The organism is Vibrio sp. YMD68 (assembly GCF_029958905.1).
GTDB lineage: Bacteria > Pseudomonadota > Gammaproteobacteria > Enterobacterales > Vibrionaceae > Vibrio.
The window spans coordinates 1,238,833-1,257,234 of record NZ_CP124614.1 but is presented as its reverse complement, the minus strand read 5'-3'; the positions used below and the strand labels follow the sequence as shown (position 1 = coordinate 1,257,234).

Here is an 18,402-nt window from a genome sequence, read left to right as displayed (position 1 = left end):
CAAATACTGACACGCCCTGGTAGCAACACTACGAATCAAACAACGATTTTGCTACAGATTCATCAGCGACTGACCATAGTACATAGGATTTATTCGCCGAACGTTTCGCTAAATATAAAGCGCCATCTGCTTTAGCAAGAGCGTCTCTCATTGAATCCTTTGAATCAATGCACGCTCCCCCGATTGTCAAACGGTAATCAGATAACATAGGAACACTGCGTATTTGACGTACAAGCCTTTTACATAAATCTTCTAGTGATCTGTCGCTATCGGTGTTGGTCATGAGTAAAAAATCTCGATGACTCCAACGACAAACCGAATCATATTCTCTAACGCAAGTCTGTATCGCTGCGGCGACTGAATAGCTCACTTCATCGTCAATATCTGATGATAGAGACAAATCATGACAATTATATTGTTCAATATCTACCCACAGCAAACCAAAGCGCGTTCCCTCTCGTTGAGAAATGGCTATCGCCTTTGAGATCTCTCTTTCTATTCCTACTTTGCTGTATAACCCTGTCGATGGGTCTAACGTTTCTAAGCTATGAAGGTCATGTCGTGTCGGTGTCGATTGAAAAGACTGTCGCTCTGATTTCTGCTTGGGCGGGTGGGTCATCAATTCTAGTAGACTCATCATTGCCCCAATTTCGTTACTTGGTTTTTTATTAAATCGCATTTTTTCCGCATTATCATTTGGATCTAAATATCGATGCAAGGAAGCGTGCGTATCAACTATTGGCTTTATGAACAGTTTGTCGATAACGGCATAAAGCGCCAAAGAGAAAGTAACGATCACAACAGCGATTAAGATGTAAATCAAATGTGACTGTTTATATTGGAGAATGTGTTTTTCATTGATAAACGAGATTTCATACCAGTTGATGGCATCAATATATTGGATTGCAGCGACGATATTATTGCTTTCTAATTTTGTTACTAACCTATCTGGCTCCTGACCTAGCCTCTGCCTTTCCATCAAATACTCAATATTCAGGTAGTCTTGTTCATCTACAATCGTCTCAATAATGGACCTAAATGCTAGAGGTTTAGAATCCTGTTGAGGCGGTTGTGGACGACGTGGAAGCTGGATTTGGTAAAACGGATCAACCAGTATGGTATTAATACCTACCTCTGCGTTTTCCTTTAAGTGCTGTTTGTACTCTGAGATATCTAGACCCGTCCCAGCAATGCCTAGAAATTTACCTTTATGGTAAATACCCTGATTAATCCAGAGAAATATTTCATCGAGTTCCTTGCTGTAATCTAAATTCACATTCACGGTTAGCGCACTGGATTTGTGATCGAAAAACCAACGATCATGCTCATTCCCTTCTTCTAATTGATGTTGAAGAGCACCAACCCCCGACACCGAGGTCTGACTAGAATCAAAAAAGTAGTACTCCAGTGACTGGTCTAAAGCAATGAATGAGTTTTGGGAATGAAATCGTTGGTGATAATCATGAAGAACCTGCAAAGCAGAATGCTTGAATTGAACATAATCGGTGTCTTGCGCCCAGGCGACGATAGCGCGATTTGTCGCCAATGCGTCAACGATACTGACATCATGCTCAACATCATGTAAGAGACTATCAAAATCGAAAGTCGACGCTATCTGTCCATATTTCCACAACAGATCGATCGTCATTTGGCGCTCAAAATACCGGACCACCGACAAAACAACCACTATCAAAATGATCGTAGCAATCGTATAAAGCCAGGTAAGTTGGGTGCGAATATTCATAGTTATCACTCTAGTCACTATTCCATAGTTAGAGAGAGTGGATTGCGAGGTAAATAGGATGTATTAAAAAGTGTGCGGTATATCATACTCCATCAGAAAACTCATACTTTAGCATGAAAAAAGCAGCCCCTAAGAGCTGCTTTCAATGGTTATTTTTTGGGCTTTTTCCTTTTGTCGGTAATTTCCCATTTCCCATCGACGAACATGCCGGTCCAGCCAGAAGGCTTACCGTCTATTTCTGAACGCACATAGTTTTCTTTCGTTTTACGGCTAAATCGAACAACGGTAGGTAGACCATCAGGGTCTTCCGTTGGCGCATCAGCTAAGTAAGTAAATTTAGGGGACAGCCTATCTTTGAAACGAACCAATTCAGAAACTAATGGTGCTCGAGTTTCGCGAGATTTAGGAAAATTACTCGCCGCCATGAATAGACCAGACGCACCATCTCTCAAAACAAAATACGCGTCTGAATTTTCACATGGTAATTCTGGTAAATGAACCGGATCTTCTTTCGGTGGTGCAACTTCACCATTTCTCAGAATCTTACGCGTGTTTTTACAGGTCTCGCTGGTACAGTCCATATATTTTCCAAAGCGGCCATTCTTTAGCACCATATCTGAAGAACATTTATCACATTCAACAAGAGGGCCGTCGTAACCTTTAACTTTGAATTCACCGTACTCAACAACGTAGCCATCACAATTTGGGTTGTTACCACAAACATGCATCTTACGTTTTTCATCAATCAGATACGCATCCATTGCTGTTTCGCAAATCGGACAACGTTTCTTAGCTCTCAATGCCTCGGTTTCAACGTCTTCTTCGAGTACATTGATAATGCCGTCTTCATCCCCTAGGTTTATTGTCGTTTTACAACGTTCTTTGGGTGGCAGCGCATAGCCTGAACAACCTAAGAACACACCGGTTGATGCGGTGCGAATCCCCATAGGTCTTGAGCAGGTTGGGCATTCAATATCGGTTTCCACAATATTGTTTGGCTTCATTCCGCCTTCAAGTTCATCGAGGTCTGCTTTTTCTAAGTCACCGGTAAAGTCTGTGAAAAAGTTATTGAGAACGCCCTTCCAGTCCATATTACCTTCTGCGACTTGGTCAAGCTTAGCTTCCATTCGAGCGGTAAAGTCAAAATTCATTAAATCATCGAAACTACCATCGAGACGATCGGTGACAATTTCACCCATTTTCTCTGCATAGAAACGACGTTGGTCCACTTTGACATAGCCACGGTCTTGAATCGTAGAAATAATAGAGGCGTAGGTAGAAGGACGACCAATGCCACGCTTCTCTAGTTCTTTCACGAGTGCTGCTTCCGTGAATCGTGCCGGTGGCTTGGTAAAATGTTGCTTCGGCTCTAGAGTTTCAAGCTTTAATGTGTCGCCAACTTGTACAGCGGGCAAAATCTGATCTTCATTTTTACCTAATGGACGTTGAACACGAGTCCAACCATCAAACTTGAGAATGCGACCTTTTGCTTTTAATGTGTATTCATCCGCTTTCACACTCACGGTAGTGGAATCGTATTTGGCTTGCGTCATTTGACAAGCAACAAACTGATTCCAAATTAATGTGTACACTTTCTGAGCGTCAGGCTCTATACCTTGTAAGTCTTCCGTTTTAACCTCAACACTAGACGGACGAATCGCTTCGTGAGCTTCTTGAGCGCCTTCCTTGCTACCGTAAACAAGAGGTTTAGCTGGCAAGTAGCTTTCACCAAACTCAGTGTTGATATACTCTCTCACAGACTCCACAGCCTCTGAACTCAAGTTAGTTGAGTCAGTACGCATATACGTGATGTAACCACCCTCATACAGCCTCTGAGCAAGCATCATGGTCTTTTTCACGCCATAGCCGAGACGTGTACTCGCAGCTTGCTGCAGTGTTGAGGTGATATAAGGCGCAGATGGCTTACTAGATGTCGGCCTATCTTCACGCTTGCACACTTCAAAAGTGGCATTTTCTAAGGTATTAACCGCAGATAATGTTTGCTGTTCATTGGTCGGCTTAAAAGCAACGCCATCTTTTTGCGCCACTTGTAAACGGAAATTAGTCTCTGTGCTAGTCAGAGTATTCGCATGAATGTCCCAAAACTCTTCTGGAATAAACGCTTTAATTTCACGCTCTCGCTCGACAAGAAGTTTTACCGCAACCGACTGTACACGACCAGCCGATAAACCTCGTGCCACTTTTTTCCAGAGCAATGGAGAAACCATAAAGCCAACCACTCGATCCATGAAACGTCGAGCTTGTTGGGCATTAACTCCATCCATATTCAATTCACCAGGAGTTTCAAAAGCCTGCTGAATTGCATTTTTGGTAATTTCGTTAAAAACCACTCGTTTGTATCGCTGTTCATCACCGCCGATGATCTCACGAAGGTGCCACGCGATAGCTTCTCCTTCGCGGTCCAAATCGGTTGCGAGATAAACATAATCAGCATCTTTAGCCAATTTCTGTAATTCGGCGACGACTTTTTCTTTACCTGGAAGTATTTGGTAATTGGCTTCCCAGTCATTAAATGGGTTAATGCCCATTTTCTTGATTAAAGCTTTGCGGTCTTTTTCTTTCTTGATGCGTGCTTTTTCCTCAACACTCATCCCTTTAGTCGAGATAGCTGCAGCTTTTTTTCCGGTACTTTGACCCGCCGTCGGAAGATCACGCACATGACCGACGCTAGATTTAACGATGAAATCTTTACCAAGGTACTTATTAATAGTCTTTGCCTTGGCTGGTGATTCCACTATAACGAGTGATTTACCCATAATTGACTCAAATGTCCTTAATCGCTGCGCGAAATTTATCGCATGACATACTTAAATGCTTGTTCTTTTTTTACTATCGAGCGAGATTCGAAGAAGATCAATATCTTTTTTTAAAAAATAAATTCAATTGGTCGACAAATCGACAAAATCACAGGCAAATTACCGAGAAATAAATGACTGCCCCCCAATAAACTGGCACATACTAAACACCTAAGTCGTTGTGCTTCCAATCATTAACATAAAACTTAGTCGTAACTCACAAAATCCATTTTCATATTTTCCATTGAATTTCCTTTTTTCTCACATAAAATAGAGTGATATCTAAATGCCATTCATCAGAAAAGTAGCCAAATACGCATGAAAAAAGCCATTTCTAGTTTCGATTTATTGCTAATAGCCAATCAAATTATTCAAGAGCATGATGACTATATTGAGGGCATGAGAGCCACTTCTGTGGAAGAAAAAGAAGATGTTTTAATCTTTAAAGGCGAGTATTTTTTAGACCAAAACGGAATGCCTACCGCCAATACGACAGCCGTATTCAATATGTTTAAGTACCTTGCTCTCCACCTTTCTAAAGAGTTTACTCTCCAACAATAAAAAAGCTTGCCGATGGCAAGCTTCTTTAGCAAATCCACTATTGGCTGAGGCCAGATAGCTTTTCAAAATAGTCGGGGAAAGTTTTCGACGTACATTTAGGATCATTAATGGTCACAGGTGTGTCACTGAGCGCGACCAGTGAAAAGCACATTGCCATGCGATGGTCATCATAAGTATCAATCGCAGCATGTGTCAGCTTACTCGTTGGTGTGATAATGATGTAATCTTCACCCTCTTCCACTTCAGCCCCTACTTTGCGCAGCTCTGTCGCCATCGCTGAAAGGCGATCCGTTTCTTTAACTCGCCAGTTGTATACGTTGCGAATAGCCGTCGTGCCTTTAGCAAATAGAGCCGTGGTGGCTATCGTCATTGCGGCATCAGGAATATGGTTGAAATCCATGTCTATGGCATTTAATTCGCCGCAGCGTGAGATAACATAATCTTCACCCCACTCGATTTCTGCACCCATTTTTTCTAACGCATTGGCGAACTGTACATCACCTTGAATACTGTTTTTTCCGATGCCTGTGACTTTAATTTCTCCACCTTTGATCGCCGCAGCTGCAAGAAAATAAGAAGCGGAAGAAGCATCGCCTTCAACAAGAAAATCACCAGGAGAAACATACGATTGACCGGCTTTGATAATAAAGGACTGATAATCGTTGTTGATTACGTCAATACCAAATTGTTTCATAATATGAAGCGTAATATCAATGTATGGCTTAGACACCAATTCACCTTCAATATCGATGGTAATGTCACCGTTTGCTAGTGGCGCCGACATCAAAAAAGCCGTCAGAAATTGACTTGATATTGAGCCATCAATAGACACGGTGCCAGACTTTAAGCCTGTACCCGTTATTTTCAGCGGTGGGTAATTTTCGCTTTCTAGGTACTCGATTTTAGCACCCGCTTCTCTTAGCGCATTAACCAGGTGTCCAATTGGTCGCTCTTTCATTCTAGGCTCACCCGTGAGCACAAACTCACCGGACCCTAAACAAAGTGCCGCCGCCAACGGACGCATTGCGGTGCCTGCATTACCGAGAAAGAGTTCTTGGGCGTCCTCGACACGGAACGCTTCACCAAGGCCAACCACTTCACATTCCGTTTTGTCTTGTGACAATGTGTAAGAAACACCAAGTTGCTTTAAGGCATTCAGCATATGCCGAATATCATCGCTATCAAGCAGATTGGTTAGACGTGTCGTACCTTGTGCTAACGCGGCAAGAAGTAACGCACGATTAGAAACACTTTTCGAACCGGGTAAGTTCACAACCCCATTTACTTTTTTAATTGGTTGTAACGTAAGACTTTCCATTAAAAATTATTATCCTTGAATTCAATGCTGAACTTCCCAGAGTGAAGCATTAGTGAAAAATTTGATGCTTTCAGACTAACGAAAATAATTCCTGAACTCCAGAGCTAATCTACGTTTCGTTAAAATATTTTTACGCTTCAATTGTGACTTTTATACGCCACCCTATTGACAATAAAAACATCCCCTTTGTAACGACAAAGGCTGACATCAAGAAGAAAAGTGAATACCATTGACTCATCTTCTTACAGCTAGTCTTTCACTACTCTTATGGCTATTTATTTACCCGAGCTATCGCTTACTCAGTTGGTGTTCCCCTCTCCCTATGAAGCACTGACCGAGCCCAATGGATTGCTTGCCTTTGGTGGAGACCTTTCCGCGGATAGAATCTATGCCGCCTATCAGCAAGGTATTTTTCCTTGGTATGGCCCTGGAGAGCCAATTTTGTGGTGGAGCCCAGCCCCTAGAGCCGTCTTTAATCCGGTCAACTATACGCCATCGAAAAGTGTCAAAAAATTTCAAAGGAAATACCAGTATCAGGTTAGCTTGAATCAAGCAACAGACCAGGTAATCCAATTGTGTGGTAATTTGAGACCGGAAGAAGAAACATGGTTGAATCCTGATATGCAGTCTGCATACACAGAGCTTGCAGAGCGAGGATTGTGCCATTCTGTCGAAGTTTGGAGTGATAGCGAACTCATAGGTGGGCTATACGGGATAAGCGTCGGGGCGCTGTTTTGTGGTGAGTCGATGTTTAGCCTTAAAAGTAACGCCTCTAAAATTGCGCTTTGGTATTTTTGTCATCATTTCCAAAAGCACGGTGGTACCTTGATCGATTGCCAAGTGATGAATCCTCACCTCACTTCTTTGGGTGCAACAGAAATACCACGAGACGAATTTTTGAATTCATTGCTACAATTAAAACAACAAGTCGTTACTAATGATTGTTTTAGCACTCAATGGCTCGCATCTCCATTAGAGGATCATAAATGAGCTCTGATATTCAACAAATCAAAATAGGGCTAACAGATAGCCACCCATGCAGTTATCTTAAAAACAAAGAAGAGCGTGTAGCGGTGGCTCTTGATACACAAATGCACTCCCCTTCAAGCTATGAAGTATTGCTGGCTAATGGGTTTCGCCGCAGCGGTGATACCATTTATAAGCCGCATTGCGACCATTGCCAATCCTGCCAGGCGTTACGTGTTTCCGTTCCCGATTTTGTACTATCCAAAAGCCAAAAACGGCTCAAAAACAAAGCGGCCGCTTACCATTGGGTATTAAAAGATGAACTGGATGAAAGTTGGTTTGATCTCTATTCTCGTTATATTCACGCACGCCACAAAACGGGCAGCATGTTTCCTCCCAAAAGCGAAGAATTTGCCAGATTTTCGACCTGCGCGTGGTTAAATACTCAGTTTCTACATGTTTATGAACAAGAAAAACTCATCGCTATCGCTGTCACTGATCTAATGAGTAACAGTGCCAGCGCCTTCTATACTTTTTTCGACCCAGACATCCCTCTATCTCTTGGAACACTTGGTGTTCTATACCAATTAGAGTATTGCCAAATGCAGGGGAAACAGTGGCTCTATTTAGGTTATCAAATCGACGAATGCCCAGCCATGAACTATAAAGTCCGATTTCATCGTCATCAAAGGCTAGTAAATCAACGTTGGCAAGGGTAGAATACGCTCCAACTTTGCATAATTCCCCATTTTGACGGTGAGTAAAGTCCGTTAAAATTGCCAAATTTCTAAAGAGGATTAAATGGCTAAAGAAGACGTAATTGAGATGCAAGGCACTGTCCTTGATACTCTTCCAAACACAATGTTCCGTGTTGAGCTAGAAAACGGTCACGTAGTTACAGCTCACATCTCTGGTAAAATGCGTAAGAACTACATTCGTATTCTTACTGGTGACAAAGTAACTGTTGAGATGACACCATACGATCTTTCTAAAGGACGTATCGTCTTCCGTGCTCGTTAATCTCAGACTGCCTTAGAGCAATCCGAATTAGTCGAATACAACAAAAAGCGGAGCCATGGCTCCGCTTTTTGTTGTTTGTTACTTTTTGCTCTCTGCTAAGTGTTAAGCCTTCTTAACTCAGTAACATGTAAGCTAAGGTCGTTCGGTTTTATTTCCCAAGCGCTTCTTTATAATGACGACGACAAGCAGACACATAACGGTCGTTACCACCAATAGCCACTTGATCACCTTCTGCTATCGCATTTCCCGCTTCATCGGTTCTTATTACCATGTTCGCTTTACGCCCACAGTGGCAAATTGTTTTTAACTCAACCAGTTTATCGGCCCAAGATAATAAATATTGGCTACCTTCAAAAAGCTCACCAAGAAAATCCGTTCTTAACCCATAGCAAAGCACTGGGATGTTTAGCTTATCCACGACCTCAGTTAACTGATAAACTTGCTCTTTTGATAAGAACTGGCATTCATCCACCAAGATACAGTGACGCTTCTCTTGTTCATTTAAATGCGCTATTTCTTCGTATAAATTGGTTTCGCTTCTAAATAACTGAGCTTCAGATTGCAGACCAATACGTGAACTCACCTTGCCGATGCCATAGCGATCATCAAGTGCTGCGGTAAAGATAACAGGCACCATTCCTCGCTCTTGATAATTAAAAGAAGATTGTAAAAGTGTTGTCGATTTACCCGCGTTCATTGCTGAGTAGTAAAAATACATCTGTGCCAAAAGAAAGTACCTGCTTTGCCATTTATTGTATATGAGAGTTGCGTATTATAATTGCGTGTCAGCATTACGCATAAAAGTGATGTGTGGAAAATAAAATCATAAAAGATTGAATATAAAAAAGGGCTGAAAACTCAGCCCTAATTATTCAATTAATTACGACGCCATGTCGTGCCTTCTGCGCCATCTTCAAGAACAATGCCCATTTCAGTGAGCTTGTTTCTTGCCAAATCAGCATTAGCCCAATCTTTAGACGCTCTTGAGTCGTTACGCAGCTTAATCAATCCTTCAATTTCAGCGACTTCATCGTTATCTGCGACATCCCCTTTTAAAAAGGCTTCAGGCTCTTGATGCAAAATACCAATTACGTCAGCAAGCTCACGCATTAGGCTTCCCAATTCACTCGCTTTTTGGAGGTTCTCTGTTTTGATGCGATTAATATCTCGCGCCATTTCAAACAACACAGAATAGGCTTCTGGTGTATTGAAGTCATCATTCATGGCTTCTGAGAAGCGAGAGATATACTGCTCACCACCAGCCGCTGCAACCGTTAGATCTAAACCACGAAGAGAGGTGTACAAGCGTTCTAGTGAAGCACGAGCCTGATTGAGGTTTTCCTCACTGTAATTTAATTGGCTACGGTAATGACCCGACATAAGGAAGTAACGCACGGTTTCAGGGTCATAATGCGCTAACACATCACGAATAGTGAAAAAGTTACCTAATGACTTCGACATCTTTTCTTTGTCGACCATCACCATCCCACTGTGCATCCAAGTATTCACATACTGAGTACCATGAGCGCAGCACGACTGAGCGATTTCATTCTCATGATGTGGGAACTGCAAATCGGAGCCACCGCCATGAATGTCAAAATGATTACCCAATATTGAAGAGTTCATCGCTGAACACTCAATATGCCAACCAGGACGCCCCGCACCCCATGGCGACTCCCAAGTGGGTTCACCTGGTTTGGACATTTTCCACAATACGAAATCCATGCCACTACGCTTGACACTGGTTTCTTCTAAAGTCACACGAGAGCCAGCTTGTAATTGATCGAGGTCCTGGCGAGAAAGTCGACCGTATTCGTCATACTTTTTCACTTCAAACATCACATCTCCGTTGCTTGCTACGTAAGCAAACCCACGTTCAATCAGCTTCTCAACCAGATCAATAATCTCTTGGATGTATTCTGTTGCTCTCGGCTCTACATCCGGTCGTTTCATATTCAGAGCGTCAAAATCCGCATGCATTTCAGCGATCAATCGTTCCGTTAATGAATCGCAAGACTCGCCATTTTCTGCTGCGCGTTTGATAATTTTGTCATCAATATCAGTAATGTTACGAACAAAATTCAGATCAAATCCTAAATAGCGCAAGTAGCGAGAAATGACATCAAAAGAAACAAAGGTACGACCATGACCGATATGACAGAGATCGTATATGGTTACCCCACAGACATACATGCCTACTTTGCCGGCATTGATTGGTTTGAATTCCTCTTTCTGTCTTGTGAGTGTGTTATATATCTTTAACATGATCTCTATCTAATATTTGGTGAAATAAAGTAAATCCGAGTATATCAAGTCACAGCTTTTTAGGTAATCCCACTATGAGCAAAAATCTGATTATATCGGCAAATTCATTGGCAGTTTCTATGAAAATCCACGTATTAAATTGAGTAAAGTTGATATAGAATCTTTGCCCTAAGTCAAAAACATGAGTAAAGGTATAACCATGATCACGCTTCATACTAATTTCGGCGACATCAAAATCCAACTAAATGAAGAAAAAGCACCAGAAACGTGTGCGAACTTTTTACAATACTGCCGTGATGGTTTTTACGACAACACACTTTTTCACCGTGTTATCGATGGTTTCATGATTCAAGGTGGTGGCATGGAATCGGGTCTGCGTGAAAAGGCTACTCGTGCGACAATCAAGAATGAAGCTAATAATGGCCTAAGCAACAAAGTGGGCACGTTAGCTATGGCACGCACAATGGAACCTCATTCTGCAAGCTCTCAGTTCTTCATTAACGTGAACAACAACAACTTCCTAGATTTCCGCTCAGAGAGCATGGATGGTTGGGGTTACTGTGTTTTTGCTGAGGTTGTTGAAGGCATGGACATCGTTGATAAAATTAAAGCAGTAAGCACAGGGACGATGGGAATGCACCAAGATGTGCCTCTAGAAGAAGTCCTTATTACTGGCTCGACTATTGAAGAATAAGTGAGACAGAAGAGCACCTAGTGTGCTCTTCTATATTTATTATGACGACACTATTTATTTCAGACCTACACCTCTCTCCTATACGCCCTGATATCACCCAATGTTTCATCGACTTCATGCGTAACGACGCTGTTAACGCCACTCGCCTGTATGTACTTGGTGATCTGTTCGAGTTTTGGATAGGTGATGATGACAACTCTGAGTTTTCACTGCTGATTCAAAAAGAGTTTAAGCGATTGGTAAATTTAGGGGTCGAGTGTTACTTCACACAAGGTAATCGAGATTTTCTTGTCGGCAAGCGATTCGCCAAACAAACTGGGATGACCCTTCTCAAAGATGAAACCGTGATTGACCTTTATGGTCGCAAGGCCGTCATTCTTCATGGTGATACCTTGTGCACGTTAGACATCAAATATTTGGAATATAGAAAAAAGGTTCATCAGCCATGGCTTCAATGGATGTTTAACCGTATTCCATTTTTCATCAAAAAAAGAATCGTGTCCAAAGTTCAGTCTGACATTAAGGAAGACAAACAGAGAAAATCGATGGATATCATGGATGTAACCCCCGATGAAGTTGTTTCTGTCATGGACAAGCACGGCGTTAATTTAATGATCCATGGCCATACACACAGGCCAAACATTCATCAAGTAAGTACTTCTAACGGTGAGGGAACTCGAATCGTATTAGGTGATTGGTATACCCAGGGGTCTATTTTGGTCTATGATAAGAGTGGATTCAAATTGCAAGAAAAAGCATTTCAAAGTTGAATAAATTAGCAGTAGTGATGCACCTTTTGTGAATCATTACTTGTTGGTGCAGTAAATACAACGCAAAAAGATAAGGGACTTTTTTGAAATATTCTTATGTTGCTCGGCAACCTATCCTGGATCGAGATAGAAAAACCATTGGCTACGAGCTGCTCTTTAGAGATGGCCCTAACAACTGCTTTCCCGAAATTGATTCAGACCTGGCCACTAGTCGCTTGTTGTCCGATCATTTTTTGTCAACCCATTATTCGACACTGGGTGAGCACCTTGGTTTTGTTAACTTCCCATACCAGAGCTTAATTAATAGAGTCCCATCACTGTTTCCTGTCGATAACTTAGTCGTTGAAATCCTAGAGGACTGTTTACCGACCGATGAATTGCTCGAAGCCATCAAAGATCTGGCAAAGCAAGGTTATAAAATTGCATTAGACGATTTTGTCCCGAGCAAAGAATGGAAGGCTTTTTTACCTTATATCTCGATTATTAAGTTTGATATTCGCGCGTTACCCATTGCTAAAACTCGAGTTTTCATAGAAAAAGCAAAAGATACAAAGATCCGTTTCCTAGCAGAAAAAGTGGAAACCCACGAAGAATTTGAGCAGGCCAAAGAGGCTGGCTATCATTACTTCCAAGGCTATTTTTTTAGTAAACCGGAAATGATTCAGCGAAAAGCATTGGAACCGTCATTTGTTACGCTTGTCCAGCTTTGTAAAGAAGTGGCCAAAGACGATATTGATTATAAATCCATAGAAGATCTGGTGAGCTCAGATTTAACGCTTTCTTATAAGCTCCTTACGTTTGTTAACTCATCCTCAACGGTGAGCTCCAAGATCACCTCTTTTAGACAAGCGCTCGTTTATCTCGGAAAAGAACGGTTGAGAAAATTCATTTCTTTAGTTGCTATTGCATCGACTAAAGAATCAAAGCCTCAATATCTTTATGGTCTTTCCGTTCAGAGAGCAAGATTTTGTGAATTACTCTTTACTCATCATCCGTCCGAAGTTGCAGAAGGCAGTGCATTTTTAACAGGTATGTTTTCGTTGTTAGACAGCCTGTTGGATCAACCTCTTGAAGAATTAGTCGAGGCCATGCCAATTGAACAAGAAGTCAAAGAGGCTCTGTGCCATGGCTCCGGCATACTTGGGCAAATATTACTATTAGTCAAAGCGTATGAAAAAGCGGATTGGTCAAAAGTGGCTACAATGACTGAAGGGCTTGGATTGGAAAGTGACAAAGTCAACATCAGTTACGATGAATCAGTGAAATGGACTGCCGACCTTTTCTCTGCCAGTTAACGGAGGTCCTGTTCTACAGCTCGGAACAACAGACAGTATCGTTTTTAGCATAGTTATAGACGACCGCTTTATTAACCACCTTCATATTTTGGCGTCTTTAAATGGCGCCTTATTCATTATCAACACACCCTATATTATTAATGGACCCTATTATGCCTTTATGCCCTTGTGGGAGCTCACTGACCTACACGGCTTGCTGTGAACCCATTCATTTAGATCATTCTGCAGCTCACTACCCGGAGCAGTTAATGCGCGCTCGATATAGTGCTCATGTGCTCAAACTGGTCGATTTCGTCGTTGATACTTACCACCCAAGCTGCTTGGCAAGCGAGTCAAAAGAAGCCATCACTGAGTCTATTCATTGTGATTGGCGTCAGCTTGATGTGACCTCAACACAGCGTGGCAAAGATGCTGATGAAGGGTATGTTTCGTTCAAAGCGTATTTCAATGACGATACCCAGCAGTATTGTATGCAAGAAAAATCACGTTTCATCAGACTAAACAAACTTTGGTACTACATCGATGGCGTTGTCGAAGAAGACCCTTGTCAAAATCAGTCTGTGTCTAAAATCGGACGTAATGACCCCTGCTTATGTGGCAGTGGCAAAAAGTACAAAAAGTGCTGCGGATAAACTGCTGCGGATAAACTCTAGTTGCTTGAAAATAGCGGGCGTTTAAACAAATCTGAAAACAGTCAGTAAAAATAAGACAAACAATAAAAAAGCCGAACAATCTCACTCAATATAAGGGATTGCTCGGCTTTATCTTTCTAATGAAAACGACCTAAACTCAGAAAACCACTGGAACTCTAGGCGGCTTTATCTTTAAAAGCGGCTTTATCTTTAGAGTTCGTTCTATGATTAAGTTCAGAAAATCACCCAATATGAGTGAGCCCGCCCATGTATTTCTGTAACACCGTTGGAATGGAAATTCGACCATCCGCTTCTTGATTGTTTTCTAGAATTGCCACCATAGTACGGCCAACCGCTAGACCAGATCCATTCAGCGTGTGCACCAGTTCTGGTTTCTTCTCACCTTTACGGCGGAAACGCGCTTGCATACGGCGAGCTTGGAAGTCACCCATGTTAGAACATGAAGAAATTTCACGGTACGTTTCTTGTGCCGGAACCCACACTTCTAAATCGTACGTTTTATGAGAACCAAAGCCCATATCGCCAGTACAAAGGACGACTTTACGGTAAGGGAGTTCAAGTAACTGAAGTACTTTCTCCGCGTGACCAGTCAACTCTTCAAGAGCGTCCATTGAATCTTCAGGTTTGGTAATCTGTACCAGTTCAACTTTGTCAAATTGGTGCATACGAATAAGGCCACGCGTGTCACGGCCATATGAACCTGCTTCAGAGCGGAAACAAGGGGTGTGTGCCGTCATTTTAATCGGCATATCCGCTTCATCAGTGATGGTGTCGCGTACCATATTCGTGACCGGAACTTCAGCAGTCGGAATCAAAGATAGCTTACGAGGCTCTTCATCATTCACTTTTTCAGTCAATGGCTCAGTGTGGAAAAGGTCGCCACCGAACTTTGGTAACTGCCCAGTACCAAACAAGCTATCTGAATTGACGAGATACGGTACATACATTTCAGTGTAGCCATGTTCATCGGTATGCAGATCCAACATAAACTGCGCAATCGCGCGATGCAGACGAGCAAATTTACCTTTCATGACGATAAAGCGAGCACCGGTGATTTTAGTGGCACTGGCAAAGTCTAACCCACCGCTAAGCTCACCCAGGTCAACATGATCTTTTACTTCAAAATCGTAAGATTTTGGCTCACCCCAACGAGAGATTTCAACGTTATCGTTTTCATCTTTACCATCGGGTACTGCATCATCGGGAAGGTTAGGAACCGACAAGGTAATCTCTTCAAGCTTACTTTGAACGACAACCAGTTCCGCTTTTTTAGCTTCCAAATCACTGCCTAGCGTACCGATCTGCTTTTTAATCTCTTCAGCACCCGCTTTGTCACCAGACGCCATTTTTTGGCCGATTTGCTTGGAGATGGAATTACGCGTGGATTGTAAATTTTCAACTTCTACTTGAATGGATTTACGTTGCTCTTCAAGTTGACCGATGGTGTCTACGTCAAGTTTAAAACCGCGACGTGCTAATTTTGCAGCTGTTTCATTCAGCTCAGTGCGAAGTAATTTAGAATCCAGCATTGCTAATCCTATGCCTTATAGTTGTGGAAAACACACCAACATAACACTTAAGAAAGCGGTGATGTGTAAAGAAATTATAATCGAACAAATGTATCCAAAAACGCTCACTTTTCATAGCGCTTTCGTGGGCTTTTTGCATCTAAACTAGCCAAGTAATCTAACTTTTCGCCAATTTTTGTCTCCAAACCTCTGTTTGTCGGTGTGTAGTAACGTAAATGACTCATCTCTGGTGGCAGGTACACTTCGCCAGCAGCGTATGCTCCTTGCTCATCATGGGCGTATCTATATTCCGCGCCATAACCCAAATCTTTCATTAAACTTGTCGGGGCATTACGAAGATGCGCAGGCACCTCATATTCCGGATACTCTTTTGCATCTCGAAGCGCTTGTTTCCAAGCGGTATAAACCGCATTACTTTTGGGTGCGCATGCTAGGTAAACGATCGCTTGAGCAATGGCTCGCTCACCTTCGGCTGGGCCGACTCGTGTAAAGCAATCCCATGCCGATAATGCAATTTGCATCGCTCTTGGATCGGCATTACCGATGTCTTCTGAAGCAATCGCCAGTAATCTTCTCGCGATATAGAGTGGGTCGCACCCTGCTGAAATCATTCTGGCAGACCAATACAAAGCGCCATCAGGGTTCGAGCCTCGTATCGATTTATGCACCGCCGATATTAGGTCGTACCAAATATCGCCTTTATTATCAAAACGAGAGACTTTTTCACCCGCAACCTCCGCGAGTAATGGTAGGGTGATTTGTTTGATGCCTTCCTCTTCTTCTGCCATATCGAACAGAAGCTCAAGATAGTTAAGTGACATTCGAGCGTCACCGTTAACCAGCTCAGCCAGCCGATCCAGTACATTGTCATGGAAATGAGCGTTAACCTTACCAAGGCCTCGCGGTTCATCAGCTAAAGCCTGCTCTAAAGCTTGAAGAATCTCTAACGCGGATAACGATATGAGCTTGTAAACCCGCGCCCGAGACAACAGTGCGTTGTTCAATTCAAAAGAAGGGTTTTCCGTAGTTGCGCCAATAAAGGTCACCGTACCATCTTCGATATGAGGTAAAAAAGCGTCTTGTTGAGATTTATTGAACCGATGAACTTCGTCGACAAACAATATTGTGCGTTTGCCAATATTCTTATTTTCTCTCGCTTTCTCTATGGCGGCACGTATTTCTTTAATACCCGAAGTCACCGCTGACACTCGCTCTACTTCTGCATCAGCATAGTTCGCAGCGACTTCAGCAAGCGTGGTTTTGCCCGTGCCAGGTGGCCCCCATAAAATCATAGAATGGATATGACCCGCTTCTAAGGCTCTTCGAAGCGGTTTGCCTGGCCCTAATATATGCTGCTGGCCAATGTACTGTTCCATAGTTTCTGGGCGCATGCGTGCCGCAAGTGGTCGAAAATCTTCATCACCTGAGAAATCTAAACTGAAGTTACTCATGGTTAGTTCCTTTGGTCATCAACCTCTACGCCCTCTGGAATAACAAATACAAAGCGATCGTTTTTTGGTAACTCTAGTTTCACATTACTAAAGCTAAAAAGTCCACGTTGCCCATCTTGCTCGATGACGTTAAACCCTTTCACAATCCCTTTGTTGTCGATATCAATTTGAAACTGACCTTGCGTCGAATCCGCCGTTGTAGGCGTTAGCGTGAAGCGATCGTTTTGTTGCGATACCGTATAGTTCTCCCAATCACTTTCTTCATTGCGAGTGAGTAAAATGAAAGGAGTTTGCTCAACAGCTTGCTTTTGCCAGTACAGGCTCACCTGCTCAATGAATGGGCTGTAATACCACAAGGTTTCACCGTCTGAAATCAGCGTGTTTTCATCTGGAAATGTCGTTTCCCATCGAAACTTACTTGGCCTTGCAATTTCAACAAGACCTTCCCCTTCCATGACGATATCCCCTTCAGGGCTAACGATCTGCTGACTGAACGTCGCAGTGAATCCATCATTTAAAGAAAGTCGGGCACTCAATTCTTCTTGAGGTGTGGCGAAAGCAGAAAAACTGACCAATATTGAACAATGGACTATCAGTAGAAGGCTCCACTTTTTCATGTAATATACTCCTGATTGTTTCAGAACAAACACCCTGTTTTAGGCATCCGTTTCATGTATTTAAAGCTCTATTGACCACAGCATTGTTTGAATTTTTTGCCGCTAGAACACGGGCAAGGATCATTGCGGCCAATGTCTTTATAGGGATTAATACTCTGGCTTTTGCCTCCGACCATAGCTTCATCAGCCGCGAGTGCGACTTCACTCACCATCAGGTCAAGCTGACCAATAAAATCTGATAATGTCGGGGGTGTTTCAATACCAGCATTTTTCATTTGCTGTTGTGTCTGCTCTTCGTCAATTGACAGCATAAATAGCGTCAACAAGGCTTGAAGCATACGCATCGAACCATCGTTAAGCTGTATTTCCTGCCATTGAGGTTCAACAACGGCCCACACGGTCATAAAGCCACTGGCAAATTCAATCAGCTTATCTTGAGTATGTTCAACCTCGAGTAATGCCGATACTTCATATTCATTTCGTTGCAATCGATTAAACTGCGCATGAATCTGTTCCGTTACCAGGCTTATGTGACGTGGCGATGCATCTGAAAAAATTCGGTCTACCCATGCCTCTGGGGCAATTGGCTTAACGGCAAAATTGGCCGCCAAAATAGCGCCTTCGATAGTTTCGGATGAAACATCGCTCGTTAAAGTATCTAGGTTGATAAGCTGATAAGTCATGTCATTTTAAAATCTAAAGA

17 protein-coding genes are annotated in these 18,402 nt (G+C 42.5%); 8 read left to right on the top strand and 9 right to left on the bottom strand.

All coding sequences use genetic code 11. From position 1 onward, the window contains the following. Nucleotides 1-28 precede the first annotated feature (28 nt). A complete protein-coding gene (locus tag QF117_RS11930) occupies nucleotides 29-1,744 on the bottom strand; it encodes a diguanylate cyclase (protein ID WP_282389117.1) in 1,716 nt (571 codons plus the stop codon). A 149-nt stretch (nucleotides 1,745-1,893) separates the two neighbouring features. Continuing rightward, entirely contained in the window at nucleotides 1,894-4,521 is a 2,628-nt protein-coding gene (gene topA / locus QF117_RS11925; RefSeq protein WP_017033749.1) for a type I DNA topoisomerase, read from the bottom strand. A 357-nt stretch (nucleotides 4,522-4,878) separates the two neighbouring features. Between topA and QF117_RS11920 the strand changes: the two genes are divergently transcribed. Continuing rightward, nucleotides 4,879-5,121, top strand: coding sequence for a YciN family protein (locus tag QF117_RS11920; RefSeq protein ID WP_282389116.1), 243 nt, complete (start codon nucleotides 4,879-4,881; stop codon nucleotides 5,119-5,121). A 37-nt stretch (nucleotides 5,122-5,158) separates the two neighbouring features. On the opposite strand, the gene aroA is transcribed toward QF117_RS11920, so the two are convergent. Beyond that, entirely contained in the window at nucleotides 5,159-6,439 is a 1,281-nt protein-coding gene (aroA, locus tag QF117_RS11915; RefSeq protein ID WP_282389115.1) for a 3-phosphoshikimate 1-carboxyvinyltransferase, read from the bottom strand. Between the two features lie 267 nt (nucleotides 6,440-6,706). On the opposite strand from aroA, the gene aat reads away from it, so the two are divergent. The 3 genes from aat (at nucleotide 6,707) to infA (ending at nucleotide 8,425) form a co-directional block, all read left to right on the top strand. After that, a complete protein-coding gene (gene aat, locus QF117_RS11910) occupies nucleotides 6,707-7,429 on the top strand; it encodes a leucyl/phenylalanyl-tRNA--protein transferase (RefSeq protein WP_282389114.1) in 723 nt (240 codons plus the stop codon). Then, on the top strand, nucleotides 7,426-8,124 hold the full coding sequence (locus QF117_RS11905; protein ID WP_282389113.1) for an arginyltransferase: 699 nt from the start codon (nucleotides 7,426-7,428) through the stop codon (nucleotides 8,122-8,124). Before aat ends, QF117_RS11905 begins: the two co-directional genes overlap by 4 nt. A gap of 82 nt (nucleotides 8,125-8,206) precedes the next feature. Then, nucleotides 8,207-8,425, top strand: coding sequence for a translation initiation factor IF-1 (gene infA / locus QF117_RS11900; RefSeq protein ID WP_001040192.1), 219 nt, complete (start codon nucleotides 8,207-8,209; stop codon nucleotides 8,423-8,425). Nucleotides 8,426-8,573: 148 nt separating this feature from the next. Here infA and QF117_RS11895 read toward each other — a convergent pair whose 3' ends face one another. Next, nucleotides 8,574-9,152, bottom strand: coding sequence for a thymidine kinase (locus QF117_RS11895; RefSeq protein ID WP_026026762.1), 579 nt, complete (start codon nucleotides 9,150-9,152; stop codon nucleotides 8,574-8,576). Between the two features lie 149 nt (nucleotides 9,153-9,301). Further along, complete coding sequence (gene cysS, locus QF117_RS11890; RefSeq protein ID WP_282389112.1) at nucleotides 9,302-10,690, bottom strand: cysteine--tRNA ligase; 1,389 nt, start codon at nucleotides 10,688-10,690, stop codon at nucleotides 9,302-9,304. 199 nt (nucleotides 10,691-10,889) lie between these two features. Here cysS and QF117_RS11885 point away from each other — a divergent pair, with 199 nt between their 5' ends. The 4 genes from QF117_RS11885 (at nucleotide 10,890) to QF117_RS11870 (ending at nucleotide 14,081) form a co-directional block, all read left to right on the top strand. Further along, nucleotides 10,890-11,384: a peptidylprolyl isomerase gene (locus tag QF117_RS11885; RefSeq protein ID WP_017038944.1), complete on the top strand. Its 495-nt coding sequence runs from the start codon at nucleotides 10,890-10,892 to the stop codon at nucleotides 11,382-11,384. Between the two features lie 41 nt (nucleotides 11,385-11,425). After that, a complete protein-coding gene (gene lpxH, locus QF117_RS11880; protein WP_282389471.1) occupies nucleotides 11,426-12,154 on the top strand; it encodes a UDP-2,3-diacylglucosamine diphosphatase in 729 nt (242 codons plus the stop codon). 83 nt (nucleotides 12,155-12,237) lie between these two features. Beyond that, complete coding sequence (locus tag QF117_RS11875; RefSeq protein ID WP_282389111.1) at nucleotides 12,238-13,449, top strand: EAL and HDOD domain-containing protein; 1,212 nt, start codon at nucleotides 12,238-12,240, stop codon at nucleotides 13,447-13,449. A gap of 152 nt (nucleotides 13,450-13,601) precedes the next feature. Further along, nucleotides 13,602-14,081, top strand: a complete 480-nt coding sequence (locus QF117_RS11870; RefSeq protein ID WP_282389110.1) for a YchJ family metal-binding protein — start codon at nucleotides 13,602-13,604, stop codon at nucleotides 14,079-14,081. Nucleotides 14,082-14,323: 242 nt separating this feature from the next. On the opposite strand, the gene serS is transcribed toward QF117_RS11870, so the two are convergent. The 4 genes from serS to QF117_RS11850 all read right to left on the bottom strand — a co-directional run bounded on the left by serS (nucleotide 14,324) and on the right by QF117_RS11850 (nucleotide 18,382). Continuing rightward, complete coding sequence (gene serS, locus QF117_RS11865; protein ID WP_017033737.1) at nucleotides 14,324-15,631, bottom strand: serine--tRNA ligase; 1,308 nt, start codon at nucleotides 15,629-15,631, stop codon at nucleotides 14,324-14,326. A 104-nt stretch (nucleotides 15,632-15,735) separates the two neighbouring features. After that, on the bottom strand, nucleotides 15,736-17,082 hold the full coding sequence (locus QF117_RS11860; protein WP_282389109.1) for a replication-associated recombination protein A: 1,347 nt from the start codon (nucleotides 17,080-17,082) through the stop codon (nucleotides 15,736-15,738). Between the two features lie 2 nt (nucleotides 17,083-17,084). Continuing rightward, on the bottom strand, nucleotides 17,085-17,699 hold the full coding sequence (gene lolA, locus QF117_RS11855; RefSeq protein ID WP_282389108.1) for an outer membrane lipoprotein chaperone LolA: 615 nt from the start codon (nucleotides 17,697-17,699) through the stop codon (nucleotides 17,085-17,087). 68 nt (nucleotides 17,700-17,767) lie between these two features. Beyond that, a complete protein-coding gene (locus QF117_RS11850) occupies nucleotides 17,768-18,382 on the bottom strand; it encodes a YecA family protein (RefSeq protein ID WP_282389107.1) in 615 nt (204 codons plus the stop codon). Between the last annotated feature and the right edge of the window lie 20 nt (nucleotides 18,383-18,402).